The sequence below is a fragment of the Mesorhizobium sp. RCAM 05099 genome (assembly GCF_059683685.1).
Window position 1 is genome coordinate 6,322,234 of sequence record NZ_CM185035.1, and the last position, 26,590, is coordinate 6,348,823.

At 62.4% G+C, this 26,590-nt stretch carries 25 protein-coding genes and 7 pseudogenes; 8 read left to right on the forward strand and 24 right to left on the reverse strand.

Annotated elements, in window-relative coordinates:
• Positions 1–3: 3 nt before the first annotated feature.
• From nifE to AC56QQ_RS31335, 5 genes and pseudogenes are all read right to left on the reverse strand, one after another.
• Positions 4–1,494: a nitrogenase iron-molybdenum cofactor biosynthesis protein NifE gene (gene nifE / locus AC56QQ_RS31315; protein ID WP_497124598.1), complete on the reverse strand. Its 1,491-nt coding sequence runs from the start codon at positions 1,492–1,494 to the stop codon at positions 4–6.
• A gap of 62 nt (positions 1,495–1,556) precedes the next feature.
• Positions 1,557–3,098 carry a nitrogenase molybdenum-iron protein subunit beta gene (gene nifK, locus AC56QQ_RS31320; RefSeq protein WP_497124600.1) on the reverse strand — a complete coding sequence of 514 codons (1,542 nt, stop codon included), beginning with the start codon at positions 3,096–3,098 and terminating at the stop codon, positions 1,557–1,559.
• Between the two features lie 129 nt (positions 3,099–3,227).
• Complete coding sequence (gene nifD / locus AC56QQ_RS31325; RefSeq protein WP_497124601.1) at positions 3,228–4,721, reverse strand: nitrogenase molybdenum-iron protein alpha chain; 1,494 nt, start codon at positions 4,719–4,721, stop codon at positions 3,228–3,230.
• A 98-nt stretch (positions 4,722–4,819) separates the two neighbouring features.
• Positions 4,820–5,713, reverse strand: coding sequence for a nitrogenase iron protein (gene nifH / locus AC56QQ_RS31330; protein ID WP_013533491.1), 894 nt, complete (start codon positions 5,711–5,713; stop codon positions 4,820–4,822).
• Positions 5,714–6,484: 771 nt separating this feature from the next.
• Positions 6,485–6,664: pseudogene (locus AC56QQ_RS31335) on the reverse strand (hypothetical protein); the annotation flags it as partial.
• 4 nt (positions 6,665–6,668) lie between these two features.
• Here AC56QQ_RS31335 and AC56QQ_RS31340 point away from each other — a divergent pair.
• Positions 6,669–6,815, forward strand: a pseudogene (locus AC56QQ_RS31340) (bifunctional folylpolyglutamate synthase/dihydrofolate synthase); the annotation flags it as partial.
• Positions 6,816–6,865: 50 nt separating this feature from the next.
• Here AC56QQ_RS31340 and AC56QQ_RS31345 read toward each other — a convergent pair.
• Positions 6,866–7,582: an IS6 family transposase gene (locus AC56QQ_RS31345; RefSeq protein WP_497124602.1), complete on the reverse strand. Its 717-nt coding sequence runs from the start codon at positions 7,580–7,582 to the stop codon at positions 6,866–6,868.
• Positions 7,583–8,074: 492 nt separating this feature from the next.
• On the opposite strand from AC56QQ_RS31345, the gene AC56QQ_RS31350 reads away from it, so the two are divergent.
• From AC56QQ_RS31350 to AC56QQ_RS31360, 3 genes and pseudogenes are all read left to right on the forward strand, one after another.
• Entirely contained in the window at positions 8,075–8,437 is a 363-nt protein-coding gene (locus AC56QQ_RS31350) for a hypothetical protein (protein ID WP_497124603.1), read from the forward strand.
• Between the two features lie 79 nt (positions 8,438–8,516).
• Positions 8,517–8,982: pseudogene (locus AC56QQ_RS31355) on the forward strand (IS256 family transposase); the annotation flags it as partial.
• 198 nt (positions 8,983–9,180) lie between these two features.
• On the forward strand, positions 9,181–9,387 hold the full coding sequence (locus tag AC56QQ_RS31360; RefSeq protein ID WP_497124604.1) for a hypothetical protein: 207 nt from the start codon (positions 9,181–9,183) through the stop codon (positions 9,385–9,387).
• A gap of 102 nt (positions 9,388–9,489) precedes the next feature.
• On the opposite strand, the pseudogene AC56QQ_RS31365 reads toward AC56QQ_RS31360, so the two are convergent.
• A pseudogene (locus tag AC56QQ_RS31365) lies at positions 9,490–9,618 on the reverse strand (transposase); the annotation flags it as partial.
• 392 nt (positions 9,619–10,010) lie between these two features.
• On the opposite strand from AC56QQ_RS31365, the pseudogene nifH (AC56QQ_RS31370) reads away from it, so the two are divergent.
• The 4 genes and pseudogenes from nifH (AC56QQ_RS31370) to AC56QQ_RS31385 form a co-directional block, all read left to right on the forward strand.
• A pseudogene (gene nifH / locus AC56QQ_RS31370) lies at positions 10,011–10,105 on the forward strand (nitrogenase reductase); the annotation flags it as partial.
• 38 nt (positions 10,106–10,143) lie between these two features.
• Positions 10,144–10,638 carry a hypothetical protein gene (locus AC56QQ_RS31375; RefSeq protein WP_497124605.1) on the forward strand — a complete coding sequence of 165 codons (495 nt, stop codon included), beginning with the start codon at positions 10,144–10,146 and terminating at the stop codon, positions 10,636–10,638.
• 378 nt (positions 10,639–11,016) lie between these two features.
• A pseudogene (locus AC56QQ_RS31380) lies at positions 11,017–11,298 on the forward strand (AAA family ATPase); the annotation flags it as partial.
• A gap of 41 nt (positions 11,299–11,339) precedes the next feature.
• Positions 11,340–11,828 (forward strand): Ntn hydrolase family protein, encoded by a 489-nt coding sequence (locus AC56QQ_RS31385; protein WP_497124607.1) that lies wholly within the window; start codon positions 11,340–11,342, stop codon positions 11,826–11,828.
• On the opposite strand, the pseudogene AC56QQ_RS31390 reads toward AC56QQ_RS31385, so the two are convergent.
• From AC56QQ_RS31390 to AC56QQ_RS31470, 17 genes and pseudogenes are all read right to left on the reverse strand, one after another.
• Positions 11,761–12,168, reverse strand: a pseudogene (locus AC56QQ_RS31390) (nucleotidyl transferase AbiEii/AbiGii toxin family protein); the annotation flags it as partial. The gene AC56QQ_RS31385 and the pseudogene AC56QQ_RS31390 sit on opposite strands and share 68 nt — an antisense overlap.
• Positions 12,158–12,976, reverse strand: a complete 819-nt coding sequence (locus AC56QQ_RS31395) for a type IV toxin-antitoxin system AbiEi family antitoxin domain-containing protein (RefSeq protein ID WP_489859503.1) — start codon at positions 12,974–12,976, stop codon at positions 12,158–12,160. The pseudogene AC56QQ_RS31390 and the gene AC56QQ_RS31395, both read right to left, overlap by 11 nt.
• Before the next feature lie 1,217 nt (positions 12,977–14,193).
• Positions 14,194–16,554 (reverse strand): carbamoyltransferase HypF, encoded by a 2,361-nt coding sequence (gene hypF / locus AC56QQ_RS31400; protein ID WP_497124608.1) that lies wholly within the window; start codon positions 16,552–16,554, stop codon positions 14,194–14,196.
• 88 nt (positions 16,555–16,642) lie between these two features.
• Positions 16,643–17,407 carry an enoyl-CoA hydratase-related protein gene (locus AC56QQ_RS31405; protein WP_497124609.1) on the reverse strand — a complete coding sequence of 255 codons (765 nt, stop codon included), beginning with the start codon at positions 17,405–17,407 and terminating at the stop codon, positions 16,643–16,645.
• A 34-nt stretch (positions 17,408–17,441) separates the two neighbouring features.
• Positions 17,442–18,407: a formyltransferase family protein gene (locus AC56QQ_RS31410; protein ID WP_497124611.1), complete on the reverse strand. Its 966-nt coding sequence runs from the start codon at positions 18,405–18,407 to the stop codon at positions 17,442–17,444.
• Positions 18,407–19,456, reverse strand: a complete 1,050-nt coding sequence (gene hypE, locus AC56QQ_RS31415) for a hydrogenase expression/formation protein HypE (RefSeq protein ID WP_497124612.1) — start codon at positions 19,454–19,456, stop codon at positions 18,407–18,409. The genes AC56QQ_RS31410 and hypE overlap by 1 nt, the downstream gene beginning before the upstream one ends.
• On the reverse strand, positions 19,456–20,601 hold the full coding sequence (gene hypD / locus AC56QQ_RS31420; protein WP_497124614.1) for a hydrogenase formation protein HypD: 1,146 nt from the start codon (positions 20,599–20,601) through the stop codon (positions 19,456–19,458). The genes hypE and hypD overlap by 1 nt, the downstream gene beginning before the upstream one ends.
• Positions 20,598–20,840 carry a HypC/HybG/HupF family hydrogenase formation chaperone gene (locus AC56QQ_RS31425; protein ID WP_489859498.1) on the reverse strand — a complete coding sequence of 81 codons (243 nt, stop codon included), beginning with the start codon at positions 20,838–20,840 and terminating at the stop codon, positions 20,598–20,600. The genes hypD and AC56QQ_RS31425 overlap by 4 nt, the downstream gene beginning before the upstream one ends.
• Positions 20,840–21,727: a hydrogenase nickel incorporation protein HypB gene (hypB, locus tag AC56QQ_RS31430; protein WP_497124615.1), complete on the reverse strand. Its 888-nt coding sequence runs from the start codon at positions 21,725–21,727 to the stop codon at positions 20,840–20,842. Before hypB ends, AC56QQ_RS31425 begins: the two co-directional genes overlap by 1 nt.
• Positions 21,727–22,068: a hydrogenase maturation nickel metallochaperone HypA gene (gene hypA / locus AC56QQ_RS31435; RefSeq protein WP_497124616.1), complete on the reverse strand. Its 342-nt coding sequence runs from the start codon at positions 22,066–22,068 to the stop codon at positions 21,727–21,729. Before hypA ends, hypB begins: the two co-directional genes overlap by 1 nt.
• On the reverse strand, positions 22,068–23,201 hold the full coding sequence (locus AC56QQ_RS31440) for a hypothetical protein (protein ID WP_497124617.1): 1,134 nt from the start codon (positions 23,199–23,201) through the stop codon (positions 22,068–22,070). Before AC56QQ_RS31440 ends, hypA begins: the two co-directional genes overlap by 1 nt.
• Complete coding sequence (hybE, locus tag AC56QQ_RS31445) at positions 23,198–23,776, reverse strand: [NiFe]-hydrogenase assembly chaperone HybE (RefSeq protein ID WP_497124618.1); 579 nt, start codon at positions 23,774–23,776, stop codon at positions 23,198–23,200. Before hybE ends, AC56QQ_RS31440 begins: the two co-directional genes overlap by 4 nt.
• Position 23,777: 1 nt before the next feature.
• Complete coding sequence (locus AC56QQ_RS31450; RefSeq protein WP_497124619.1) at positions 23,778–23,999, reverse strand: rubredoxin; 222 nt, start codon at positions 23,997–23,999, stop codon at positions 23,778–23,780.
• Entirely contained in the window at positions 23,996–24,841 is an 846-nt protein-coding gene (locus AC56QQ_RS31455; protein WP_497124620.1) for a hydrogenase expression/formation protein, read from the reverse strand. Before AC56QQ_RS31455 ends, AC56QQ_RS31450 begins: the two co-directional genes overlap by 4 nt.
• A gap of 26 nt (positions 24,842–24,867) precedes the next feature.
• Positions 24,868–25,311 (reverse strand): thioredoxin domain-containing protein, encoded by a 444-nt coding sequence (locus AC56QQ_RS31460; RefSeq protein WP_497124621.1) that lies wholly within the window; start codon positions 25,309–25,311, stop codon positions 24,868–24,870.
• 4 nt (positions 25,312–25,315) lie between these two features.
• Positions 25,316–25,648 (reverse strand): HypC/HybG/HupF family hydrogenase formation chaperone, encoded by a 333-nt coding sequence (locus tag AC56QQ_RS31465; RefSeq protein ID WP_497124623.1) that lies wholly within the window; start codon positions 25,646–25,648, stop codon positions 25,316–25,318.
• On the reverse strand, positions 25,648–26,319 hold the full coding sequence (locus AC56QQ_RS31470; protein ID WP_497124625.1) for a HyaD/HybD family hydrogenase maturation endopeptidase: 672 nt from the start codon (positions 26,317–26,319) through the stop codon (positions 25,648–25,650). The genes AC56QQ_RS31465 and AC56QQ_RS31470 overlap by 1 nt, the downstream gene beginning before the upstream one ends.
• Between the last annotated feature and the right edge of the window lie 271 nt (positions 26,320–26,590).

A 26,590-nucleotide genomic window follows, 5' to 3' on the forward strand; every position in this document is an offset into this window, starting at 1 on the left:
TCCTCAACACTCGCCGCAGTCGCGGGCCGTCGTGCGGGCGACTTCCTGGACAGCGTGCAGGCTCGCCGTCTCGCTCGTTGTGCTCGGCGGTTCGTCCTTCATGGCAGGCTGGCAATCCCACGGTGCCGGTTCCCGCACCTGGCGCCAGATCGGGTTGTGAATGGCGAGGTCGATCTGGCGTACGAGTTCCACCATGCCGTCATAGCCGGCGTAAGGGTGTTGGCGCTCCTGGTTGATGTCGAGCCAGGGCGTCTTGGCCTTAAGCGCGATGAATTGCGTGCGCCCGCCCGACAGCATGATGTCGGCCTTGTGTTCTGAGAGCATGGCGTAAAGCTCGCGCGCTGCCATCTGCTCGAACATGTGGTTGTCGTCCTTGAGGAGCTGTTTGATGCGCTCCTTGTCTTCGACAGTGGATTTCTTGACCGAGGTGCCGACGATCTCAATGCCGATCTCCATCAGCGCATGGACGACCGACCAGGACTTCACACCGCCTGTATTGAGCAGCACGCGCTTGCCTTGAAGCCGTCGCCGGTAAGCCTCGAGCTTCTTCCACGCAATCGCCTCCTGCTCAGCGATCAGCGTCTCTGTGCGGGCGAGGATCTCTGGATCAGCGCCCTTCTTCACGAGCAGCTCAGCAATGTTGCGCAGTGCTTCCGAGGTGTCGGTGATGCCGTAGAAGGAGCCTTCGAAGAACGGGATGTCCCAGCGCTCCTCCATCTTGCGAGCCAGATTGATGAGCGCGGTCGAGCACACCATCATAGCCGCCCGGGAGCGGTGCGCAGAGGCAACGTCGAGGTAGCGCGCATCGCCCGGAATGCAGGCGCGCACCCGGATCCCGAGCCGATCAAGGAGCGGCTTCACCAGCCAGAATTCGCCGGAGAGATTGAATTCGCCAAGGATATTGATGTCGTACGGCCCAGCGTCGTCGGGCTCGACCGTGCCGATGACATGGTCGAGCAACGCCTCGGCGGCGAGCTTGTTGCCGAGGTTCTTGGAGCCGACCAATCCCGGCGCATTGACCGGCACCACGGCCAAGCCGAATTTTTCCCCCGCGCGCTTGCAGACCGCTTCGATGTCGTCGCCGATCAGCGCCGTCACGCAGGTCGAATAGACGAAGATCGCCGGCGGCGCATAGGCTTCCTTGATCTCGCGGATCGCCTTGAAAAGCTTCCGCTCGCCCTGCCCCATCACCACGTCGAGTTCGGTGAGGTCGGTCGTGAAGCTCGTGCGCCACAGCGATGCCCCGGAGGAAGCGGCGCCGCGGTTGTCCCAGGAATTGCCCTCGCAGGCGAGCGGCGCATGGATCAGATGCGCGACGTCGGTGATCGGCTGCAGCACGATCTTGGCGCCGTCAAAAGCGCAGCCGCCGGCTGCCGCGCCCGGCGTCAGCGGCTTCGAACAGCCCTCTTTGCGCGCCTTGGCATCCTTGCCGCGGTTCTTATCGCAGGCGGGCTCGTTGAAGACATCCTGGATTTTGGCGCTGGGCGAGGACATGGCGTCGGTCTCCAAGGTCCGTTGGGCAGCGGACGGCTCCGGCGAAAAGCCGGCAGCCGCTGTTAGCGGGTGAGATCATAGGAATAGTCCGTCACGCCCGTCTCGCTCGTCTCGCGATCGAGCTTGTCGAAGATCTTGTCGAGGATCGTCGTCAGCACGCGCAGCCCGCCTTGGTAGCCCATGAGCGCAAAGCGATGGTGATGGTGCCGGTCGAAGATCGGAAACATCAGCCGGATCAGCGGCGTGCCGGTGTCGCGCTCCAGATACTTGCCATAGGAATTGCCGATCAGCAGGTCCACCGGCTCGGTGAAGAGCAGCGAGCGCATCGCCCACAGGTCCTTGCCCGCCCAGACCTGAGCGTCCTTGCCGAAGGGCGAGGATGCAAGCAGTTCCTTCATCTCGGCTTCCCACGCCGAGGTGCCGTTGGTGGCGAGGCAATGTGTCGGCTCACCGCCGGTTTCCATCACGAAGCGCGCCATGGCATGGACGAAGTCCGGATCGCCGTAGATCGCGTATTTCTTGCCATGCAGCCAGGACTGACTGTCAGCCATGGCGTCAACCAGTCGGCCGCGCTCCAGGCGGATTGTCTCAGGGATTTCCTTGCCGGAGATCGCCGATAGCTCCATCAGGAATTCGTCGGTCGCCTGGACCCCGAGCGGGTAATGGAACGAGGCGGTCGCTTGCCCGACTTGCTCGCAATATTCCAGCGTTTTTCGGGTGTTGTAATACTGCAGCGAAAGTGTCGCCTCGGCGTTGAGCGCCTCCTTCACGTCTTCGATCTTCGTGCCGCCGTCATACATGCGGTATTCGCCGTCCGACGGGGTGTCGAACTGGTCAGAGGCGTCCTGGATGAAGGTGTAGGACACGCCCATCAGGTCAAGCAGGCGTTTGAGTTCCCGGTTGTTGCCAACGCAGAAGCCGTCGAAGCCCGGAATGATGTTGATGGTTCCCTTGGCTTCCGTGCGCTCCTGGCCTTTCCAGAAGTGCTCCAAAATGCCTTTGACCATGCCGTCATAGCCATCGACATGGCTGCCGACAAAGGCTGGCGTATGGGCAAAGGGCACGTCGAAGTCGCGCGGGACCGAGTTTTCGTCCTTGGCGTTCTGGATGAAGCTGTGCAGGTCGTCGCCAATGACCTCCGCCATACATGTGGTCGAGACAGCGATCATCTTCGGGTCGTAGAGCTGGTAGGTGTTGGCGAGCCCATCGACCATGTTCTTCAGGCCGCCAAATACCGCCGCATCCTCGGTCATCGAGGAGGAAACCGCCGACGCAGGCTCCTTGAAATGGCGCGACAGGTGCGAGCGGTAATAGGCCACGCAGCCCTGGCTGCCGTGGACGAAGGACATGGTTCGCTCGAAGCCCGCGGCCGCAAACACCGCACCCAGCGGCTGGCAGGCCTTGGCGGGGTTCACGACAAGCGCTTCGCGGGCGAGATTCTTTTCGCGGTATTGCCACGTCTTGGTGAACTCGCGCTGATCGGTAACGATCTGATCGGCGTGCGGACATTCGAAATTCAGCTTCTTCTCGGCAAGCATCTGCCTATATTCCGGCTCACGGAACAGGGGGGCGTGGTCGAGAACTTTTTCAGCCGACTGCGGCATGGGTGGTTACCTCTTTCATCTGGGCGCCATACGGCAGCTCAGGGACGTGAAGACGTTTCAGGTCTCCCGCGGATCACGCGGCCGCGGGCGTTCGTCGTCTCCCTGGGGAGACCAGGCTAAAGTCAGGTGTTACTCGGCAGCCATCGCCCGCCCACGGGACGGGCTTTCTTTCCAAGGCGCCTGGTAGAGGCCCCAGACCGGATTGTTGATGGCAAGGTCCACGTCGCGGGCGAAAATGGCAAAGCCGTCATAGCCGTGATACGGTCCTGAATAATCCCAGGAGTGCATCTGACGGAACGGTATGCCCATCTTCTGCACCGGGTATTTTTCCTTGATGCCCGAGCCGACGAGATTAGGGCGAACCCCCTCGATGAACTTTTCCAACTCGTAACCGGTAACGTCGTCATAGATCAGCGTGCCATTCTTCACGTAATGGCCCGTGCGCTGATAGTCGTCGTTGTGGGCGAACTCATAGCCGGTGCCGACGATCACCATGCCGAGATCCTCGTAGGCGGTGATGACGTGACGGGGGCGCAGGCCGCCGACATAAAGCATCACGGTATTGCCTTCGAGGCGCGGCCGGTACTTGGCAATGACCGCATCAACGAGCGGTCTGTACTTGGCGATGACCTTCTCAGTCTTCTCCTCGATTTCGGGCCCAAAATGCTTGGCTATGTTGCGCAGAGAGGCTTCGATCTGGGAGGGCCCGAAGAAATTGTACTCCATCCAGGCGACGCCATACTTTTCCTCCATGTGCCGGCAGATGTAGTTCATCGACCGGTAGCAGTGGATGAGATTGAGCTTGGCCTTCGGGGCGCGCTCTATTTCGGCGAGGGTCGCGTCGCCCGACCAGTTGCCGACCACGCGCAGCCCTATCTCCTCGAGCAGGATGCGCGAGGCCCAGGCGTCGCCGCCGATATTGTAGTCGCCGATCACGTTGACGTCGTACGGGCCGGCCTCGAACTCCACGTCCTTCTTCTCGAAGACCCAGTCGCGGATCGCATCGTTGGCGATGTGATGGCCGAGTGATTGCGAGACGCCGCGGAAACCCTCGCAGCGCACCGGCACGATCGTCTTTTCGTGCTCCTTGGCCTTGTTCCGCGAAACTGCTTCGGTGTCGTCGCCAATCAGGCCGATCGGGCATTCGGATTGCACGGTGATGCCATTGTTCAGCGGAAACAGATCCTCGATCTCGTCGATAATCTGTTCCAGCTTCTTGTCGCCGCCGAAAACAATGTCCTTCTCCTGGAAATCGGAGGTGAACTGCATTGTCCCGAACGTGTCGATGCCCGTCGTGCCGACGTAGTAGTTGCGGCGCTGCGACCAGGAATATTGCCCGCAGCCAACCGGGCCGTGCGAGATATGGACCATATCCTTGACCGGACCCCACACCACGCCCTTTGAGCCGGCATAGGCGCAGCCGCGAATCGTCATCACGCCCGGAATGGACTTGATGTTCGATTTGACGTCGCATTCGGAAAGGACCTCGCCAGCCTCGTTCCCGCTCTTTGCGACGCTGAGGTGCTTTTTGCGGCGCTTCGCCGCCTTGTCGGGATATTGCGACAGCACCTCCTCAATAAGCTTCGCATGGAGAGCACCGTCATTCTCGTAATCCAGGCTCATGGGACCCCTTTCAAGGTATTTGGTGACGCCTCATCGATGAGGCGCCGTTCTTTGCAAGGCGGCCAGCTCAAGGCGGCGCCTCGTGTCGGCAGCGCTCGTTACTGGGCGGCCGCCTTCGCCGCTTCCTTGGCCTGAAGCTCGGCAAGCATCTGCTCGTCGGTCTTCATGATGCCGAAGTCGAGCAGCATGTCCTCGAGCTCCTCCATGGTGATCGGGGTCGGGATGGTGCCCTGGCCAGAATTGGCATGGATCTTCTCGGCCAGCGCCCGGTATTCCCCCGCCTGCTTCGAATCCGGCGCATACTGGATCACAGACATCTTCCTGAGTTCGGCGTGCTGGACGATGTTGTCGCGAGGCACGAAATGGATGAGCTTGGAATTGAGCCTGGAAGCCAGTGCTTCGGCAAGGTCGAGCTCGCGGTCGGTTTGGCGCTCGTTGCAGATCAGGCCGCCGAGCCGCACGCCGCCCGAATGGGCATATTTCAGGATGCCCTTGGCGATGTTGTTGGCGGCATAGAGCGCCATCATCTCGCCGGACATGACAATGTAGATTTCCTGGGCCTTGCCCTCGCGGATCGGCATCGCGAAGCCGCCGCACACCACGTCCCCGAGCACGTCGTAGGAGACATAGTCGACATCGTCATAGGCGCCGTTCTCCTCGAGGAAGTTGATCGAGGTGATGACACCGCGGCCGGCGCAGCCGACACCCGGCTCCGGGCCGCCGGATTCCACGCACTTGATCCCTCTGTAACCTACCTTGAGCACGTCCTGGAGTTCGAGGTCTTCGACCGAACCTTCCTGTGCCGCAAGATGCAGGACCGTATCCTGCGCTTTCGAGTTCAGGATCAGGCGGGTGGAGTCGGCTTTCGGATCGCAGCCGACGATGAGGATCCTCTGCCCGAGGTCGACAAGGGCGGCGAGCGTATTTTGGGAGGTGGTGGACTTGCCGATGCCGCCCTTGCCGTAAAAGGCGATCTGACGCAGACCTGACATTATAGATTTCCTTCCTTCGTTCCATCCATCGCGGCTGCCCGCGACATAAATGCCGATGGGCAGCTCTCGCCGCCTCGCACCAAAGGGTTTCAAGACTCGTGCCAACTCGGCTGATTGGGCCGGAGAAGAAAATTTGTGGATGCTTTTCAGCTGCTTAGCCCGAGGCAACAAGAGATTGGCTAAGCAAGCCGTGTGTAGCGGACCCGACAAAGACGACACAGGGTACGACCGCTATTGACCTCGCCGGAGCCCGACAACTGGCCAGCCCCAATCGGGTGATCCATGTTGAACGCTAGCGCATGCTTGGTCTTTGCGCTTCGGCTGGGGTGGCCGGCGAAGCTGGTCCGGGTTGCGCAGCCGGCCAGAGGATCGCATCTGGTGCCGGGGGTCTGTAGTCCAAAGATGATGCGCTCGCACCGTGTTGTAGGGCTGCCGCCGTCCTTTTCAGGGAGCAGACAGTCAGCGACAATCCATTAAGGCACTCGCGCTAAGAACGATTTTTGGCTAACACTCGGCGCTAGGTAAGGACTTCGTTCCCAGATAGATCACCAAGGAACGCTGTCGTTCCTTGCTCCCCTCGAAGCGAACGAAGCTGTTGCCAATTGGGCGACATGAAATTCCGAAGCGAACAACGGGCCGATACGAGAGCGTAACCGCAGGCGCAGAGAACGTCGATGCGTTCATGCCGTTCGATTTGCCGCCTGCGCGTCCGACACTGTTTGTTGAAGGCAAGCTCGAAGTCCTCTGCGGGAAGCCGCGCAGGCGCCCGTTCGCGAGCGGAACGGCTTCCAGCGATTTTGGCGCCGGGCGGTTGATCTTGTAGTCGACAATCAGCACTTCATCACCGGTGACGGCCAACCGATCGATCTTTCCCGATACCGATCGCATCTTGCCGCGCACCGGAAGGCTGCCCATGACCGAGATTTCGGCGCGGGACTTCTCTCCGAACAAAGCGGGCCAGGACTATCTCGCCTACGAGGAAAACGGCCGCATGACCTACCAGGACCAGACCGGGCTTATGGATCTGGCACCACCACGCGTGCCGGGCCGGCACCAGTTTTCGAATGCCGCGGCCGCGATTGCGGCGGTGAAGGCCGCCGGGCGTTGTCACGTTGTTTGAAATGTGGTCGCGTGAGGCCGACACCGCGCTTTTCAGGCAGGCCGTGCACTCACGGCCTGCCACGCGGCCATTGCCTGGCGTCGATGGGTTCGAATTTGTGCTGCGGAGCGGTTGGTCTGGGATGGGACGAAGAGATTTCGGACGGCGGAGAAGATCGACACGAAATGCTGCAATGAGCCGACCGACCGGAAACCCTGTCGCGTTCGTTCCCGTTTTCGGAACGGCAGGTGAGAATTCTCCGCCCGGTTGTTCAAGCCTTTATGCGAGCGGTGTTCCACGTTCGGCATGAGCTGGCGTTTGGCCGCCCCGTAGGAGCGCAGTTTGCCGGTGATCATACGCTTTGGCGGCAGACCCTGCTTCTTCAGAAGTCGCGTCAGAAGTCGCGTCAGCAGGCGCCTGGCGGCCTTGGTGTTGCGACGCGTCTGGACAATCTCGTCGAGCACATATCCGTCCTGATCAACCGCTCTCCACAACCAGCATTTCTGACCGTTGATGCGCACCACGACTTCATCCCGATGCCAGACATCGTCTTTCGTTGGTGCCTTGCGGCGTATGCGGCGCGCATAATCAGGGCCGTGCTTTCGGCACCATCGGCGGATGGTCTCGTAGGAAACGACGATCCCGCGATCGAGCAGCATTTCCTCACCATCGCGCAGGCTCAGATTGAAGCGGAAGTAGAGCCAGACAGCACGGGCCACGATTTCGATCGGATAGCGGTGGTTCTTGTAGGTCGGTGCACTCACGGTCATGGGCGCGCTGCTACCTCAATTTCCTTACCGCTCAATCAATGTGACACCACCGGCACGACTCTTGAAACCCCTTCTGTGCAAGGCGGCGAGAGCTGCCGGCCGGTATTCATGGCGGGCAGCCGCAAATGGAACAGAAGAAGGAAAGCTACATGTCAAGTCTGCGTCAGATCGCATTCTACGGCAAGGGGCATCGGGAAGTCGGCCACGTCTTCCCCCGCAACGGCCGAAACGTTGCGCTCGCAGTTTCCCCAGTCGCGGCAAAGATGCCTTTTTAGCTAGAAGGACCAGCATCATGGAAACGAAATATCCGGAACCGGCCGGCCTCTCCGGCACCCGCAGAAGAAGAGCTGGGGCAAGCGCATCGCCATCGGTGGCATTGCGACGGTGCTTCTGTACCGGAGCAGACAAACGAGCATGGCGCGCCAGGTTCGTCGACGACGACAGGCGCCTGTCCGCCCTGCTGAAGACGAAGCAATCTGCAAAGGAGACAACATGAGCAGATTCCGTGCATTAGCAATGGCGGCTCTCATTGCCTTTTCCCTTCCATCGTTTGCGCTGTCAGACGAATACAAACGGTCGATCGATGTCGAAAATCACACTGACGTTGCCGTAGTAGCGCTCTACATACTGCCCATCCGCGCCGAGGGCTGGGGCTCGGGTCCGGATCTTATCGGTTCGTCCTACCTGAATCCGGGCTCCAAGAAGAGCGTGAAGCTACCGGGCGGCTTCTGCCGCTTCAATGTGCTGATTGTGTACGAAGATGGCTACGACGTCCTCTCGGATATCAATCTTTGCGAGGTGGACTCTCTTATCATCGGCCCGAAACGCAAATGGAGAGGTTCGCCTCGACGCTGACCTTTTCTACATTGGCTCGGGCGGCCGGAGTGCACAGCGGGCGCCTGAACACGGCGGAAGGCTTTGTGGAATAATCGGCCCCGCAGGTGGCGGGCCCGAATTCAAGGCCCGCGCCACCGCCGCATATCAGGCCGCCTCGCGACCTCGCCGCCGGTCTGGTGAAGGATTACGAGGCCGAGCTGCCGAACGCGTTCGCCTGCTTCATGGACGACTTCGAAGCGGCAATCGCGCATCTGAGAATGCCGATCACTCACCGCCGCGCCATCAGGACCTCCAATCTTCTGGAATGTCTGTTCGTCAAGGAGCGGCGCAGGCTAAAGATCATTCCCAATGCCTTCGGCGGGAAGCCCGTTCTCAAGCTCATGTTCGGCCATGATCCGAGCTGCCGAGCGGTGGCGGGCAATCAGGATCACCGACTCCGAGCGCCGCGAGATGGCCGCCGTCAGCAGGAACTCGATCAGGAATACTAGGCCCGAAACGGCCTCGACAAGCAAGCAGCGGCAAAGGAGCCCCGCCAGAATTTATCCAGCAGCTCTCGGGCTTGACCGGCATGGGTGGGGTGACGGCGGGCCAGGCATGTACATGCGGGCCAATTTCCGCGACGGCATGGGTTTCGGCCGGCACCGCTTCTAGCGCATGCTCGAGGAGATCGACGCCACACCCGAGCAGGAAGGCTGGAGGAGATAGACAAGTTCCTCGACGATATCAGCCCGATCATGCGCGGCTTGGCGACGCGCTAGACGATGTCGCCAAGCTGCTCGGCGCCAACCATCGACCGCGAGGCGGCGGAGAAGCTGCGCACCTGGCACATCGCAGCGGTCGACGAGGTCTCGCGCAAGCTGATGACGGCGCTGCTCGACCGCCGCCGTGGTGCTGCCGGCCGAGCAGCGGGCGAAGCTGGTCGAACTCTAGAGTCTGATGAGTTCCTATTGAAGCGTATCCTGCGTTAACGAGGTAATTGCAGCACGCGTCTGGTTTGAGGAGATGGAGCATTCTGCCGACGGCTTTCCATGTTGCCTCGACGGTTCGTCCGGCAGCTGTGCCATGAGCTACTTGAGCTGCGCGAAGACCTGCTCGATCTCATTGAGGTCGGGACCATAGGGCGGCAGGAAGAAGAGCCTGCCGCCGGCCTTGCGGATGGCGTTGCGAACCGGCTGGCCCTTGTGGCTGCCGAGATTGATGGGTACCAAATGCGATCCTGTGGCCGGCTGCGCAACCCGGACCAGCTTCGCCGGCCACCCCAGCCGAAGCGCAAAGACCAAGCATGCGCTAACGTTCAACATGGATCACCCGATGGGGGCCGGCCAGTTGTCGGGCTCCGCGAGGTCAATAGCGGTCGCAAGTAACGGAATCCGACACATTGTCGTCTTTGTCGGGTCCGCGACACACGGCTTGCTTAGCCAATCTCTTGTTGCCTCGGGCTAAGCAGCTGAAAAGCATTCACAAATTTTGCTCCGGCCCAACTCAGCCGAGTTGGCACGAGTCTTGAAACCCTTAGGTGCGAGGCGGCGAGAGCTGTCGGCCGGTATTCATGTCGCGGGCAGCCGCCAATGGAACAAAGAAGGAAAGCTACATGTCAGGTCTGCGTCAGATCGCGTTCTACGGCAAGGGGGGATCGGCAAATCGACGACATCCCAAAATACGCTCGCCGCCCTTGTCGACCTCGGGTGATTGCCATGACGACCATTGTGTACCGAGATGGGATCATGGCAACGGACAGCCGCGTCTATTCGAGCGACGGCAGCCCGATCGGCTTCAAGAAAAACCTGCACGTCCTGCCCAATGGCGCCCTGGTCGCGTCCTCGTCGAGCGATGTCGGCCAGACCGACGCCGCGAGCGATGTCGGCCAGACCGACGCCTTCGCCAAATGGTGCAGCCAGGCGGTCAACGAAGGCCATCTCCTGCCCGCGCGCACCCATGACAGCAAGATCGACGTCCAGGCGCTGCTGGTGTGGACCGACGGCACCGTCCACTACTGGAACCAGTCGTCCTGCTTTACCGGGCCGCTCGAGGCGCCCTTCTTCGCGATCGGCTCCGGCACGGAGTTTGCACTGGGCGCGCTGCACGCGGGCGTAACGGCCGAGGAAGCGGTCAGGATCGCCAGCAAGTGCGATCCTTCAATCGGCGGGCCGATCCAGACGGCGAAGCTCTCCCCTATCCCGAACCCGCCCAACACGCCGATCTCGGGTGTCTGGCCGTGAAGAATCTACGCCGTCAATGTCACCCAGCGGCTGACGCTCACCCAATGCGGCCGCAGCCGAAGCGCAAAGACCAAGCATGCGCTAACGTTCAACATGGATCACCCGATGGGGGCCGGCCAGTTGTCGGGCTCCGCGAGGTCGATAGCGGTCGCAAGTAACGGAATCCGACACATTGTCGTCTTTGTCGGGTCCGCGACACACGGCTTGCTTAGCCAATCTCTTGTTGCCTCGGGCTAGCAGCTCAAAAGCATCCACAAATTTTCTTCTCCGGCCCAATCAGCCGAGTTGGTACGAGTCTTGAAACCCTTGGTGAAAGGCGGTGAGAGCTGCCGACCGGGATTCATGGCGCCGGCAAATGGAAAAAAGAAGGAAAGCTACATGTCACGTCTGCGTCAAATCGCGTTCTACGGCAAGGGGGGCATCGGCAAATCGACGACGTCCCAAAATACGCTTGCCGCCCTTGTCGACCTTGGGCAAAGGATCCTCATCGTCGGCTGCGACCCCAAAGCCGACTCCACCCGCCTGATCCTGAACGCGAAGGCACAGGATACGGTCCTGCACCTGGCAGCAGAAGAAGGTTCGGTGGAAGATCTCGAGCTCCAGGACGTGCTCAAGGTCGGCTACAAAGGCATCAAGTGCGTGGAATCCGGCGGCCCCGAGGGGATCTGCCAATGACGACCGTTGTGTACCGCGACGGGATCATGGCGACGGACAGCCGCGCCTATTCGGGCGACGACAGCCCGATCGGCTTCAAGAAAAAACTGCACGTCCTGCCCAATGGCGCCCTGGTCGCGTCCTCGGGCCACGGCGGCCAGACCGACGCCTTCGCCAAATGGTGCAGCCAGGCCGTCAACGAAGGCCATTCCCTGCCCGCGCGCACCCATGACAGCAAGATCGGCGTCAAGGCGCTGCTGGTGTGGACCGACGGCACCGTCCACTACTGGAACCATTCGTCCTGCTTTACCGGGCCGCTCGAGGCGCCATTCTTCGCGATCGGCACCGGCAGGAAGTTTGCACTGGGCGCGCTGCACGCGGGCACAACGGCCGAGGAAGCGGTCAGGATCGCCAGCGAGTACGATTCCTTAACCGGCGGGCCGATCCAGACTGCGAAGCTCTCCCCTATCCGAATTCATCTTCTACGGCCGCTGACACTTCGCGGCGTTCTGGATCATGCACAACCCCGCGCGTGACAGGCGAGGTCTCGATCTTGACTTCGGCGCCGTCGAGCCGTGACTTGATACGGGTGGCGCCGCCGCCGCCGCCCTCTATCCGGCGGGCATCGAGTCGCGGGATGCCGCGGCTGGCGGCGGCGACAATCCGGTCGAGGGTTTCGTCAATGTCCGCCAGACTTTCCGCGCGATCCCGCACCGGCAGGTATGTCAGATCGATATCGACCGAGAGGCGCGGCATGTCGCGGTAGAAGAGATTGATAGCGGTCCCGCCCTTCAGCGCAAAGACTTCCTCATCTGCGATGAAGGGAAGCAGGCGCACCAGCAGAGCAACTTGCGCGGCATAGGCGTCACGGGCCATCGGCAGCTCCTTTTGGCGTTTCGGCAAACTCCGGTGGGACCATGATGCGATAGCGGGGATGTATCCTTCCCCCTTTCACAAGGGCGCGGTCCCCTGTTCCCAAATTGAAATCGTCAGTATTGAGACGCTCGCGCCAGGCATGCTTGTGGCGGTCGGCGAACACGAAGAACAGGCGTTTCACCTTGATGCTGCTGCAGCTCTGCAGCAAGGCGGCGAGGCGGCGGGGACTTAGCGTGGTGAGTCCCTCAAACACCATATCGAGATTGTGGAAGCTTTCGTTGGCAGGTAGTTCTTCGAGCGCTTCCAGGATCGCGCGTTCGGGCGAGGACAGGCGGAGCGCCCAGCCCCAGGGCAGCGTTACGGTGCTGGCGGATTTGTTGTCGGCAAGGCCGAGGGCCGATTCGCTGAACAGTGAGAGATTGCGTGTTGTGAGCGGCGCGTCCAGTTGAAGGCGCTGCAGCCAGGTAGGTATGTCGTTGCCGTAGAGCCAGACCGGGGCGGGGCTGCCGAGCGGAAGATAATGGCGGTAGCCCTGTAGGCCGAGGGCCGTGGTGCCGCCAGCGTGCACCTTGTAGTTCATGATGTGCTGGAGAGAGAGCAGACAGGTCGGCCAGTCGAGCGGAACCGGCTGCGGTGCCGGGCGGCGGAAAACACCGCGCGCGAGGCGCTGCAGCCAACCGCTTTCTATATATTTGCGCGTCAGGAAACGGCTGACGCCTTGGGCCTCCAGCCAGTGCGCATCCACGATAAAGCCAGCCGGGACGGCCTTCAGAACGTTCTTTAGCTTATCTTCACGCGGTGCACTCATGGTACACATTATAGCCAATAGTTAAAGCGCCTGCCAAGCCCCCTTTAGAGGAACCTGATTATGGGTACCGATAGGACACCAAATTGATGGATATCAAAGAGACGCCGCTCGCTATTCCAAACCGAAAGATGCCTAGTAATGCCTGTCGTTAGATCGCAGCAGAACGATGGCCGCCCTCGTGTGAGAAGTATATGATTTCCCATAGTAATTTGCGGACGCCTTTCATTGATTTTGAAATCGACGTCGCTCATCGAAATCCACTATGCTGAACCATGATTCTGAATTTCAGCGAATAGAGGTCCAAAGTCGCCGGGAGGCAATCTTTGTCAGGGGTGGTTCATGCGCGTAATGGAGCATTGAAAATACATGCCGCAACAGCCTTTGGCGCTGGGGCACGCAGTCACACATCACCGCCATGGGATGCTGCACCGCAGCTTGGCCATGGCGGTCCTGGAAAAGGTCGGCATCTGTCGCCAACGGAAACGCCATCTCACCAGGCGACCGGAGACCGTTCTTGCCAGTCTCCTTGACCGACTGTCAATCGGCCCGGAATGGGGACCCTGGATCGGCGCGCAAAGGGGCCCCCTTCATTGATCCGGGACGGTGAGCGCTCGCCGGGCGAAGCTGGTCAGGGTTGCGCAGCCCGAGCGAGCGCGGTTGGGCTTGGTGACGGCCCGATCATCAGCGCAGTTCTTGAAGCGCCAGCGCAAGTGAAGAAGATCAGGAGTGGAAAATGAGCAAGGCAGGATCGAGGATTTTGCAGGGCGCTCGGAAGCTCTTGCATACGCCAACGCTGACGCCGCCAAACTAAAGAATGCAACGGTCGATGTGCGTGCCATCCGCCGGAAATTGGGATGACGCAGAAGGAATTCGCAGCCCGCTACGGTTTTTCCTTCGGTCGTGTTCGTGATTGCGAACAGGGCCGCTCGAACCGACGCGCCGTCTCGCATCCTTCTCACTGTCCGAAGCCGTGGAACGCTCATTGTCGGCGGCCCAAAAAGAGCCATTCGAGAACCGCTGCTTGGCTGCGCGGCTTGGAGGGCTGTCCTCGACGATTCCTTTTCGGAGCATCATTCCTGGCTAAGTCCTTTTACCCGGCGATGCGCGCAGATGAGCCACTTACGGCCCGGACGAAATGCGCCAAGCTGGCCGCCGCTCGTCACAATGCGCACCGCCTTATATGGACGATGCTGATATTTTTTCTTCAACGATTGGTCTCAATGCGAAAGGGCCAGGCCGATCATTGCCTGGCCGAGCGCCAGGCCACCGTCGTTTGCGGGAACGCTTGCGTGCGCCAGCCCCTCCAATCCTGCAACTGTGAGCTCGGCGAGTACGCCTTTGAGCAGCAGCTGATTCTGGAAAGCGCCACCGGACAGTGCGACCGTGCCGACGCCGTTTTCCTTAGTGAGTCCGATGGCCTTCCGCGAGATGATCTCTATCAGCGTCCTGTGGAAGCGCGCGGCAATCAGCCCGGTTTTGACGCCCGAAGCCTGATCGCGAAGAAGCCCTTCCCAAAGACCTTTCCAAGAGATAGCCGGCCCCTTCGGCGAGGTTTCTGGCCAAGCCTCGGCCGCATCCATGAACGGGCTGGCGAGTGCCTCCATCTCCATGCCGGCTTGCCCCTCGTAGCTCTGGCGTTCGAAACAGATGCCGAGGAATGCCGCGCAGGCATCGAAAAGGCGCCCCGCTGAGGAGGCAAGCGGAGCATTGACGCCCCTCTCGATCATCCGGTCCAGCACGCCAAGCGGCTTTTCGGCCAGGGCGCGGACGAAGGGCCGATCGGCAGGAAGCTTGGCCAGGAAATCCGGACCGAAAGCCGCCCGCAGATGCGCATAGGCATTGCGCCACGGCTCGACGCTGGCCTTGTCGCCGCCGGGCATGGCGACCGGCTCGAAATATGCCAGCCTCCGGAACCCTCGATAGCCGCCGAGCAGGAACTCGCCGCCCCAGATCGTGCCGTCATCGCCGTATCCGAGACCGTCGAGGATAATGCCGAGCACCGGCGGTGCGTCGATTGCGCGGCCGTGCTGGGCAAGGCACGAGGCGAGATGCGCGTGATGGTGCTGGACCTGCACAAACCTCGCCGCGGTCTCACGGGCAAGCTCCATGGCAAGCTGGGTCGAACGGTAGCCCGGATGCCGGTCGGCCACAATGAGGTCCGGCTTCGTGTCGAACAGGCTTCGATACAGCCCCAACGCCTGCCCCCACGCGTCCTGGTTCTTCAGCTCCTCGAGGTCGCCGAGATGCTGCGACAGCAGCGCCTTGCCGTCGCCCGCCAGGCAGAATGCGGCCTTTAGATCGCCGCCCGCAGCCAGCACCCTGACCGGGCCATCGAAGCCCGCCGGCAGCGCGAGCGGCTCCGGCGCGAAACCGCGCGCGCGCCGCAACACCGAAATGCCGTGGCCGTCGCGGCGCACCACGCTGTCGTCGAGCCGGTTGATAATCTCGCGATCGTGCATCAGCCAGAAGTCCGCGATCCCGGCTAGCTCCTGCCGCGCCTCGTCGTTGTCCGTGCATTGCGGCTCGCCCGAGCGATTGCCGGAGGTCATCACCACCGGACCGTCCAGCGCCCGCAGCAAGAGATGATGCAGCGGCGTGTAGGGCAGCATGAAACCGAGCCGCTCGTGCTCCGGCGCCACGCCCGCCGCAACGCCGCAGCTGTCACGGCGCTTTACCAGCACGATCGGCGCCGCTCGGGCGGCAAGTGCGGCGCGATCCTCGCCCGACAGCTCCGCGAATTCGGCAAGCTGCTCCAAGTCGCGCGCCATCAACGCGAACGGCTTGCCGTCGCGTTTCTTGCGGGCGCGCAGCTGCGCCACCGCCGCTTCGTCCGTCGCGTCGCAGGCGAGGTGGAACCCGCCGATGCCCTTGATCGCGACGATCCGCCCTTCCCCGATCAGTGCCGCCGTTTTCCGGATCACCGCCTGCGGGCCGCCGCCGACCACGACGCGGTCGAGACCTTCCAACCAAACGCGCGGGCCGCAGGCCGGGCAGGCGATCGGCTGGGCGTGAAAGCGGCGGTCGGCCGGATTTTCGTACTCGGCCCGGCATTCCTCGCATATCGAAAATCGTGCCATAGTGGTCGAGCGGCGGTCATAGGGGATAGCCTTGACGATCGACAGCCGCGGCCCGCAATGCGTGCAATTGGCGAAAGGGTAGAAATAGCGCCGGTCCTTGGGGTCGAGCACTTCCGCAAGACATTCCGGGCAGCAGGCGGCGTCGGGCACGATGCCGGTCTTCACCTGCCCGCCTGCACTCGCCGCAATAGTGAAGCCGCCCGCCGGCCGCGGCCCCTCAAGCGTCGCCGCCTCGATCCCGTCGATCCGCGCCAGCGGCGGGCATTGCGCCTTTAGCCTGTCCGCGAAGGTCTCGAACTCGGCATCGCTGCACCACAGCGCGATCTCCACGCCTGCAGCATCGTTGCGGACATGGCCCGATAGTCCCATAGCGGTCGCGATGCGCCACACTGTCGGCCGGAAGCCGACGCCTTGCACAAGCCCCGTCACCCGGACCAGGCGTCCCTCCACTGCGGGCTCGGCGAGCAGCGCGCCCATCAGTGCACCGTGCACACCATGCACGGGACCTCGAAATCCTCGCTCAGGATGCGCCACAGCGCCTCCAGCAAGCGGATTTCGTCGTCGACGATCAATATGCCCGGCAGGTCGCTCACGATGCCTTCCTCCTCCCGTCCCGGCCGGCCTGCCAGGCGACGTCGCGGTGGCGGGCGATCGTCATTGGGGTGCGCGACTTCGGCACCTTGTGCACGAAATTATGCCGCGCGACATGGTAGCTCGGGTCGAAGCCGTAGAAATTGCGGCGCATTCGTGAAAGCTCCTCCTTGCGATAGGCTGAAAGCGGCTTGGCCGCCTCGTCGGCTGCGCGCTGGGCTTGTTTTTCGGCGAGCAACCGCGGAAACTCTGCGCTCCCGGCCAGCGCGGCAGCCGACGCCCTCACTTGCGCCATAAACAGCTCGCTTGCCCCCGCGAACACCCGGTTGGCCAGATTGAGATTCAGCGCCTCCTTCGCGCCCATCGGCAGACGCGCCGCCGCGATCCGGCGGGCATTCTCAGTCCCGCAGCAGCTCGGCAGGAGGTAGGTCCAGAACTCCGAGCCGTAGAGATTGCCCATGTCCTTGTAATGCGGGTTGAGGATGACGCTCGAACGCATCCAGACCTGGTCGGTGCCGCGGGCGAGAAACACGCCACCCGCTCCCGCATTTCCAGCAAGCGCTGCTACGGTGATGTGGCTTGTCGTGCGGATGATCGCCTCGGCGAGGTCGTCGATGGCATTGATGCTGACCCAGGACTCGTCGGCCGCACTGTCGGCCGCCTCGATCCGGTTGAGGTCGAGCCCGTTGGACCAGAACTGCGGTCCTCCGCACAGCACGATCACCCTGGTCGGACGCTCCGTCGCTTTTGTATAAACGTCCAAAAGTCTTCGGCAGGCGTCCTTTCCCATTGCACCGTTATAGAAGGGGAAGTGCAGATAGCCGACCGCACCATCTTCTTCGTAGATGATGTCCTGATACCCGCCCGGTGAATTGAGCGGGATCTCCGGCAGGCCTGCAACTTCGTTCGCGAAGACCATGGTCGCCGGCAGCTTGAACGGGTGTGGCGAATTGGGGTGCCGGACATGGCCGATCCACAACGCGCCGTCGACGGTGACGAGGGCGATCGCCGGCCCGCTCCTCGGCGACGACCGCTCCCGGCTCCGGGAGCGATATCTTGCCCCGTTCACCCCGCGCGAGAGGCACGTCAGCCCCTGGTTCACGTGCCTCTCGCGCGTCGAAAAGGAAGACCGGTTCGCCGAAAAGCTTGTCCCGCACGCCGGGCGCGCCGTCCGCTGCTGCGATATTCTTCAGCACCGTTTCGGTCGTGTCGGCAGCCCAATCGATCCTCCGGTCCGCCTGTTTGATCGCGTCCCGCCACCGGCCGAGGGGCGCAACAGATCGTTCTTCCGGGGCAACTGGCTTTTCGCCCTGCTCGAACCGCGCGATCGCTTCGAACACCGCCGTCACCGCCGCGTCGGTCACCTCGTTACGATAGAGGCTCGATTTCGTCGCCTTTCGCACCGCGAAGGAGGCACGGGCCCAGACCGGCCCGGCATCCATTTCGGGCGCCGCCTCCAGCACCGTGACACCCCACTGCGTCGCCCCGTCCATCATCGCCCAGTCCAGCGCGGAGGGGCCGCGGTCGCCGACAATGCCTGGGTGAACGATCATGCAGCATTGGTTTTCATAGACTTTTTTGGGGATTGCGCGCTTCAGGAAGGGGGCGATGACGAGGTCCGGCCGAAACAAATCTACAGCCTCGATGGTCCGCTCGTCGTTGACGTCCATCTCCACCGAGACCTCGTGTGCGTGCTCGCCAAGCTCCACGAAAATCCTCTGACTCAAGGCGTTGAAGGCGGTGACGAGAAGCAGAATGCGCATCAGCAGATCCTCGGAAGCTGTTCCCCGGCGATCCAGTCGACAACGCGCATACCGCCAAGTCGAGTTTTCATCCGCACCAGCGCATGCTGGTCTGCGACGACTTCGCCAATGATTGCGGCATCCTGGCCCTTGGGATGAGCGCGTATCGCGGTGAGCAAAGTCTCCGCGTCTTGCGCCGCGCAGATGGCAACCAGCTTGCCTTCGTTGGCAACATTCAGCGGGTCGAGACCGAGCAGTTCGCACGCCGCCGCGACCTCCGGCTTGACCGGAACCGCCGCTTCCCGGATTACCATTCCGACGTTGGACTGCTGCGCGATTTCGTTCAGCGTCGCCGACAATCCGCCGCGCGTGGGGTCACGCAGCACCCGGATACCGGGAATGGCAGCAAGCATCGCCGCCACCAGATCGTGCAGCGGTTGGCTGTCGGAGATGATTTCCGTTTCAAAATCAAGGTGTACTCGCTTCGACAGGATAGCCACTCCGTGGTCGCCCATGGTGCCGGAGACAAGGATTGCATCGCCCGGCCGGGCATTGCTTCCGGAGACGTCAGTGCCGTCCGCCAGCACGCCAACACCGGTCGTGGAGATGAAAACGCCGTCGCCTTTGCCCTTCTCCACCACCTTGGTGTCGCCCGCAACCACGGGCACGCCCGCTTCCCGGGCGGCAAAAGCCATTGAAACAACTATCCTTTCGAGTTCGGCCAACGGAAAACCTTCCTCCAGGATGAAGGACGCGGACAGCCAGAGCGGCCGCGCGCCCATCATGGCGACGTCGTTGATCGTGCCGTGGATCGCCAGCGCGCCGATATCCCCACCCGGAAAGAACACAGGCGAGATGACATGCGCGTCCGTTGCCATCACCAGGCGTCCGCAGACGGTGCCGAGCAGGGCCGCGTCGTTGCCCTGGGCCAGGAACTCGTTGGCCAGATGTCTTTGAAAAATATCCCGAATCAGCTCGGCCATCGCGCGGCCGCCCGCGCCATGCGTCATGTCCACCACGCCGCGGACCGACGAGGTGGTTACGGCTAGCCTGGGATCGTTCGCGCCCACTATTCCGCCGCCTCCAACGGCTTAGGCTCGCGGAAACGGCCATAGGTCCAGTAGGCCGCGCAGGCGCCCTCGGAGGAGACCATGCATGAGCCAATCGGGTTCTGCGGCGTGCACACGGTGCCGAACAGCTTGCAGTCGGTCGGCTTCTTCACCCCGCGCAGGATCGACGGGCATTCGCAGGACGTCACCTCGCGCGAAGCCTTGACCGACAGCTCGAAGCGCTTCTCGGCGTCGAAATCGGCATAAGCGTCGCGGATGCGCAGGGCGCTGTAGGGCACGGTGCCGAGGCCGCGCCAGTCAAAGGTCTTGCGCAGTTCGAAGACCGCGCTCACCAGGGCCTGCGCCTTGAGGTTGCCCTCCTCGGTCACGACGCGGGTATATTCGTTCTCGACCTCGTGCCGGTCTTCATTGACCTGCCGGATCAGCATCAGAACGGACTGCATGACGTCAAGCGGCTCGAAGCCGGCGATGACAACTGGCTTCTGGAATTCTTCGGCAAAGAATTCAAATGGCTGCGAGCCGATCACGGAGGAGACGTGCGAAGGTCCCAGGAACCCGTCGATCTTGACGATGCCCAGTTCCCGCACTTCCGGCGATTCAAGAATGTGAGAGATCGCGGCCGGCGTGAGCACATGGTTGCAGAACACGCTGAAATTCTTGAACCCCTGGGCTTGCGCCGTCTTGATCGCGACGGCCGTCGGCGGCGTCGTGGTTTCGAAGCCGATGGCGAAGAAGACGACTTGCCGCTCGGGGTTTTCACGCGCGATCTTCAAGGCATCGAGCGTTGAATAGACCATGCGGACATCCGCTCCGTCAGCCTTGGCGCGCATCAGGCTGCGATGCTTGGTGCCCGGCACGCGCATCATGTCGCCATAGGTGCAAAGGATGACCCCGTGCCGCTCGGCGAGTTCCACCGCATCGTCAAGGCGACAGATGGGCAGCACGCAAACGGGGCATCCGGGTCCGTGCACGAAATGCACGTTCTGCGGCATCAGGTCCTGCACGCCGTAGCGAAACATCGCGTGCGTGTGCCCACCGCAGAACTCCATGAAATGATAGCTCTTTTCCGGATCAGCCTCGGTCGCGATGGCGCCGGCGATGGTCTTCGCAAGCGCCTGGTCGCGATATTCGTCGACATATTTCACGCCGAAGTCTCCTCCAGCTCCTCCAGCACGCCCGCTTCGGCCATCAGCTGCAGCGTGCGCTCGGCCTCCTCGGGGCTCACCTTGTGGAGCGCATAACCGACATGGACGAGCACGAAATCGTCAAGCGAGACGTCTGCGACCAAGGCCAATGAGATGCGCTTCCTGACCGTGCCGAACGCGACCACGGCCATGTCGTCGTCGAGCAATTCAACGACGCGGGCGGGAATGGCCAGGCACATCAGGCTGCTCCCTTGAGCTCGGCCACCAGCGGATGGCCGGCTAGCGCCATTGCGCGGGCCGCCCCGATCCAGGCCGTCCAGTCCGACATCCCCTCGCCCGTGCGCGCGGAAACCCTCAGCACCTTGATCCGCGGGTTCACCTTTCGGGCGTTGGCGATGCAGGCCTCCACGTCGAAGTCGAGATGCGGCAACAGGTCGGTCTTGTTGAGGATCATGAGATCGGCGGCGGCGAACATATCGGGATATTTCAATGGCTTGTCCTCGCCCTCGGTGACTGAGAGCACCACCACCTTTTGCGCCTCGCCGAGATCGAAGCCCGCCGGACAGACGAGGTTTCCCACGTTTTCGACGAGGAGCAGGCCTCCTTCGGCAAGGTCGAGGTGATCTGCGGCATGGCCGACCATATGCGCGTCGAGGTGGCAGCCCTTGCCGGTGTTGACCTGGATCGCGGGCGCGCCGGTGGCGCGGATGCGGTCGGCATCGTTGGAAGTCTGCTGGTCGCCCTCAATCACGGCGATCGGCAACTTGCCCCTCAGTGCGTCGATCGTGCGGCAAAGCAGCGTCGTTTTGCCAGAGCCGGGGCTGGAGACGAGGTTGAGCGCAAGCACGCCGCGCTCGGCGAACATTTTTCTGTTCGCATCGGCATACTCGTTGTTCTTGGAAAGGATATCCTTTTCCAGCTTGACCATCCGCGCCTGGCTCATGCCCGGCGCATGGGTGATAGCGGGGCCCGAGCCACAATCGTGTACATGATCGTTATGATGATGATGATGGGGGCCGTGATCGTGGTGGTGATCATGGCGTTCGTGGCCGTGATGATGGTGATGGCTATGCGCCTTGCCCTCGATCCGGACCTCGCCCTCGCCACATCCGCAAACAGTGCACATCAGCTCACCTCCAATTCCCTGATCTTCATTTCCTCGCCGACGGTCACCTGCAGCTGATGGCTTCCGCAGTCGGGGCATGGATCGAAGCGTGCCGCGATCGGCACGCTCTGGCCGCAAGGCATGCACCAGGCCCTGCCTTCCGTCTCGACGATTTCCAGTCTTGCGTCTTGTGCCAGAGAGCCACGCATGACGACATCGAAGCCGAACTTCAGCGCCTCGACCTCGACATCGGATAGCCGCCCGATTTCCAGGCAGACGCGGCCCACCTTGCGAAAATCCTGTCTGGCGGCCTCTTCCTCGAGGATGCCACGGATGCTCTCGCATATCGCCATCTCGTGCATCAGCGGAACCTCACATCGTAGCCGACGCAGGGGTCGATGGCCCGGACCAGGAGATCGGCCTGGACCGCGAGATCTTCACGCCTGGATGCAGCGAGCGCCGAAAGCGAGCGGGCGGCAATGCCGCTCTTCGCGAAATGAATGCTGGTCGGAGCCGTGATGGCATAGTCGGCGATACTGTCGTCGTTCAAGACAATCCGATGTTCCAGCCGGCCGCGTGCTGCCTCGGCGAAGGCAGTAGCAAAGCGGCCCCCGTTCTCGTCGCGAAAGACTTCGCATGTAGGCACTTCGGACCCGTCCGCGACATCCCGCAGGGCCGCGAGCCCTCCGGCGATCTCCCCCGGCAGCTTCGATGCCTCGACCAAGCGGGCGGCCAGCCGTGCGGCCAGCCCGGCTCCACCGTTTTCGGAAAGGAAAGCGCGAACGAGCGGCGCGCCAGCCTGCCTGGCGAGGCAACTCGTGTCGGCCGACGCTTCCTTCGGCAACTGCCCGTTTCCCCCATCTGTCGTTTCGGGGTGGCCTACCATGGCCCAGCCCCTTGCCAAGACCGGCGCGATGAGGCGGGCCGCAACCGTGCTGCGCTCCATAGCCCACTGCGCGAAGGCAGAGCGATCCATCTCGCCAAGCGGCTTTTCGCCTTCGTAGACCACTGACTGCGTTAGATAGCTCGCTTCGGCTGCCGTTTCAGCGGCTTCCGCGCCCGGCATCCCCACGCAAACGCCGAGAACGAACGCATCCCCGCCTGGAAAAAGTGCCTGCTTGAGGCGCTGCGGCAGGCCCATAGCCCGGCGCAGGATTTTACCGTCCGCAGGCTCGCCCGCGAGACTGGCAGTATCCAAGCCAATGCGCAGCAGGTGCTCGCGCAGCGTCTCGGCAAGCACAAGAAGCCGCCGCGCTTGTTTCGTGCGCCGGTCCGTCCCGATCTCCAGGGCCGCTTCGGCTGCCTCGACGCTCGCCGCCGACTGCGCAATACCACAAACACTGAACAGTGAGCCGATCACCGAGACGACCTCCCTCGCCGGCCGGCCTCGCACGACCGGACCAAGCGCAATCGGGCGCGGCGGCATAACGATGGCTTCCACAACGCGACCGCCATCGCAGACGAGATCGATGGAGACGCGGCCATCAACGCTCATGCGGCGGTCTCCTCCTTGTCGCCCAAACCGAACAGCCAGCGGCGGGTCAGTCCCGGCGGCTGAGAGCTCGCAGGTATTCCGACTGGCTCAAACTTGTCCAAGGTGCTTGCCTCTTCCTCAGGTAGCCGGCATTCCCAGACACGGACCATGTCGCCGTCTTCGTCTTCTTCCGCCTCAGGATTGAACAGTTCCGCAAGCACCTGCCGCCCAGCCTCTTGCGCACTCTCCTGGTCGGCGAATTCGAACATCGGCGAGAACAGCGAGCACATGCGGTAGCAGCCGAGTTCCTCTTCATAGGCCTGGATGAACTCGAACCGATACGCCGGGAATGAGACATACTCCTTCGTGCCCGTAGGCACGCGCGGGCGCGCTTGTCCGTCGCCAGAAGGTAGAAGCACGAGGTTCATGAACCAGGGCGTGATGAGAACCGCGAGCCATTCGCCCTGCCACTGCCGCACGCCCACCGCGCTGACGCAAAGCGCCGGGTTGAGGATCGGAATTCCTCCCATGGCCGTCCGTTCGATCCGCTGAAACACGAATTCTAGACGGGCAGCGACGGCTTGCGAATGATCCATGTCAGTCGTTCACGACCATGAAGCCCTGCTTGGAGCCGTCGCAGGTAGGACAGCTCCAGTGCGCCGGCAGTTCGGCGAAAGGCGTGCCGGGCGAGATCTGCCAGTAGTCGTCGCCCTCGGCCGGGTCGTAGACATGCCAGCAAATCCTGCATTCGAGCCGCGACATCGGGTCGATCTTGGCATTGTCGCCGCCATAGGAACCGGCAAAGAATGAGTCGTTCATCGGTAGACCTCGAGGATTTCGAGGAGCCGCTGGCGGCTGTCAGCAATATCCTCGGGCGCGGCGCGGACCACCTCCGGCAAGGCCGTGACCTCGATCGTGTTGAGGATGAGATCGTCGCTCGAATTGAAAAAGCGCACCCACCAGACGCCGCGCGTCGCCGTCGTGCTCACACGGCAATTGCCGTAGCCACGCGACAGCACGACCACCGGCCCGTGGCCAAGCAGGCCGTCGAGGAAGGTCAGGTCCTGTTCAGTGTGCGGCAGCAGCGACAGGTTTATGACGTGTGGCCCGATGCCGGGCCCGACGAGCGGGATGCGGTCATTGAGCTCTGAAATCAGCGGCTGCGCGTTCCAGACGCCTATCGGATAGGTCGCGGGCCCAACGAGCGTATTGCGGCAGCCGGCGAAGGCCCTCTCCAGCACGGCCGAGGGAAAGGCGCCGACCTCGACGAAATCGCGAACGAGCCTGCCATCCGGTCCGGTCTGGCGCACGCGCCAGACACCGGCGAGCACCGACTCCTGAGCCTGCAGGTCGCCGCCGCAGATGATCGAGACCTCGCCCTCGCCCAGCGCCTGGTCGATCAGCGCATGATTGGCGCGGTCGAGGGGAGAAAGATCATGCACCGCGTTTTCGCAATCCAGCGAGCACCGGCCGAGGCTTTCGGCCAGCGCGGACAGCACCGCCAAAGCAGCTTCGAGCCCGGCGACATTTTCCTTCTCCGGCAACACGGGTGCCGCAGAGGTCGCCATGACCTTCGGCATTTCCATATACTGCAAGTCGCCGCCGTCCTCTTCGCCCGGCTGTGAACCCGGCCCGATGCCGCCGAATAGTGATGCTGCCATGGCGCGCCCTCCCCGGCCGCTTTCGCTCAGTGGAAATGATCGTGGTCGCGAAGGTCATGCGTCGCGCAGGCTTCGGGAAACTCGAAAGGCGGCGGCGCGCTCGGCTCGCGCGTCAGTATGCCGGCGATCTCGGTGAGGTAGTCTTCCCAGTCGAGCACGCGCTTTATGGTGCCGAGATATTCGCCGTTTCTTAGGATGACGAGCGCCGGGAAAGCATTGAAGCGATAGCGGCTTTGCAGCTTGCGCTCGCTCTCGCGCGATACCACGGCCGGCTTGAACACGCCCTGGAAGGCCTGCACCAGCTCCGGCAGGATCACCGCCACATCGTTGCTCTCGGCGAGCCGCAGCGAGTCACCGGGAAAAAACAGCGCGGTGAAGTCGTGGGTCCCGGCGAATGCGTCGATGTTCGCCTCGTCAACCACCGGGATGCGGTGGCGCTCCATCATCATGGTGAGAATGGGTGAAAACATGGACTCAGGCGTCCTCCGTGCCTTGCGGGGAAAGGGCTTGCGTCGGCCGCAGATGCTCCGGCAGTTGCGGCTCGCGGCCGACCAGGTCGGCGAAGAGGTGGTCGAGGTCGGTGTCGCCGGCGAGCGCACGCTCCGTCGCTTCGATGGCGTCGGCGATCAGGCGCGCCGTCTCGGCTGTGACAGTCTCGCGCGCGGTGTTGAGGAAGGCGACTATCCACGTACCCGCCGGCTGGTCGCCCACCAGCGTCATGTCGAGGCGCCGCGTGCCGCTGCGACCGGCGCACAGGGCAATGCCGCCGCTGCATTCAACCACCTGGAAGGGAACGCCGACACACATCAGCCCTGCACTCCGGACGATTGCAAAAGCGCGTCGACCTCGCGCTCGAAATTCGCCGGGCCAGCGAAGGCACTATTCGCGAGAAGCCGCGCGTCGCCGTGACGACAGGCCTCTTCCGGCCGGGGTCGACCGCTCTCGTAGATGCCGATGCGCATTTCGCGCGAAGTGAGCGTCTCTTCTTCGGCCAGCGGTTCGGTGCGCTTGGCGATCGTTGCGCCGTGCCGGGCGAGCCACTCGATGGCGATCTCGATTGCAGGCTCGATCTGAGCCTTCACCGCGGGCCGGAGACTGCCGCCGTAGTCGTCCATCTCGACCGGTTGCACGCCGACGAGAAGGAGGTGGGCGGGATAGTCACCCATCATCTCGGCCATGGCGAGAACTTCCTGAAAGCCAGTCTGGTGGAGCGAAATCTTCTTCACTCCGAGGAAGGCCGGCACCTCGCCGCCTTCGACGAGCTTCAGCGTGCCGGGCGCCAGGCCGTAGTCGACCGCATCGAACACGACGAGGATGTCGGCCTCGCGGATATGTTGGACGAGGTAGATGCCCTGCGTGCCGCCATCCATGGCCCGGACGTTGTCCGCCGTTTCGCAGAGCCGGTGGAACTCCTCCACCACGCGGACGCCGAAGCCCTCATCGGCCCATAGCAGATTTCCGATGCCGAGCACGAGCACACGTGGCGCGCAGTTCATTGAGAAGCCTCCTCCGTACCTTTTTCTTTCCAGCAGCAAGAGGCGGGCCAATTGGCGGGGGGGCCGGCAAATGGTTTCGAAATAAGGGGTGATCTCTGGATAGCGAACGACGCGGAGAGTGCGATTACGATTTTACCGCACAGACGGAAAGTATTCTGCCATTGACGGGTGCGGCATCGGCCGGACTGAGAACCGACATTCCAGGCCGATGAAAAGTTTGCGTTCACTCGCCCACCCCACTCCCCCTCGCTCC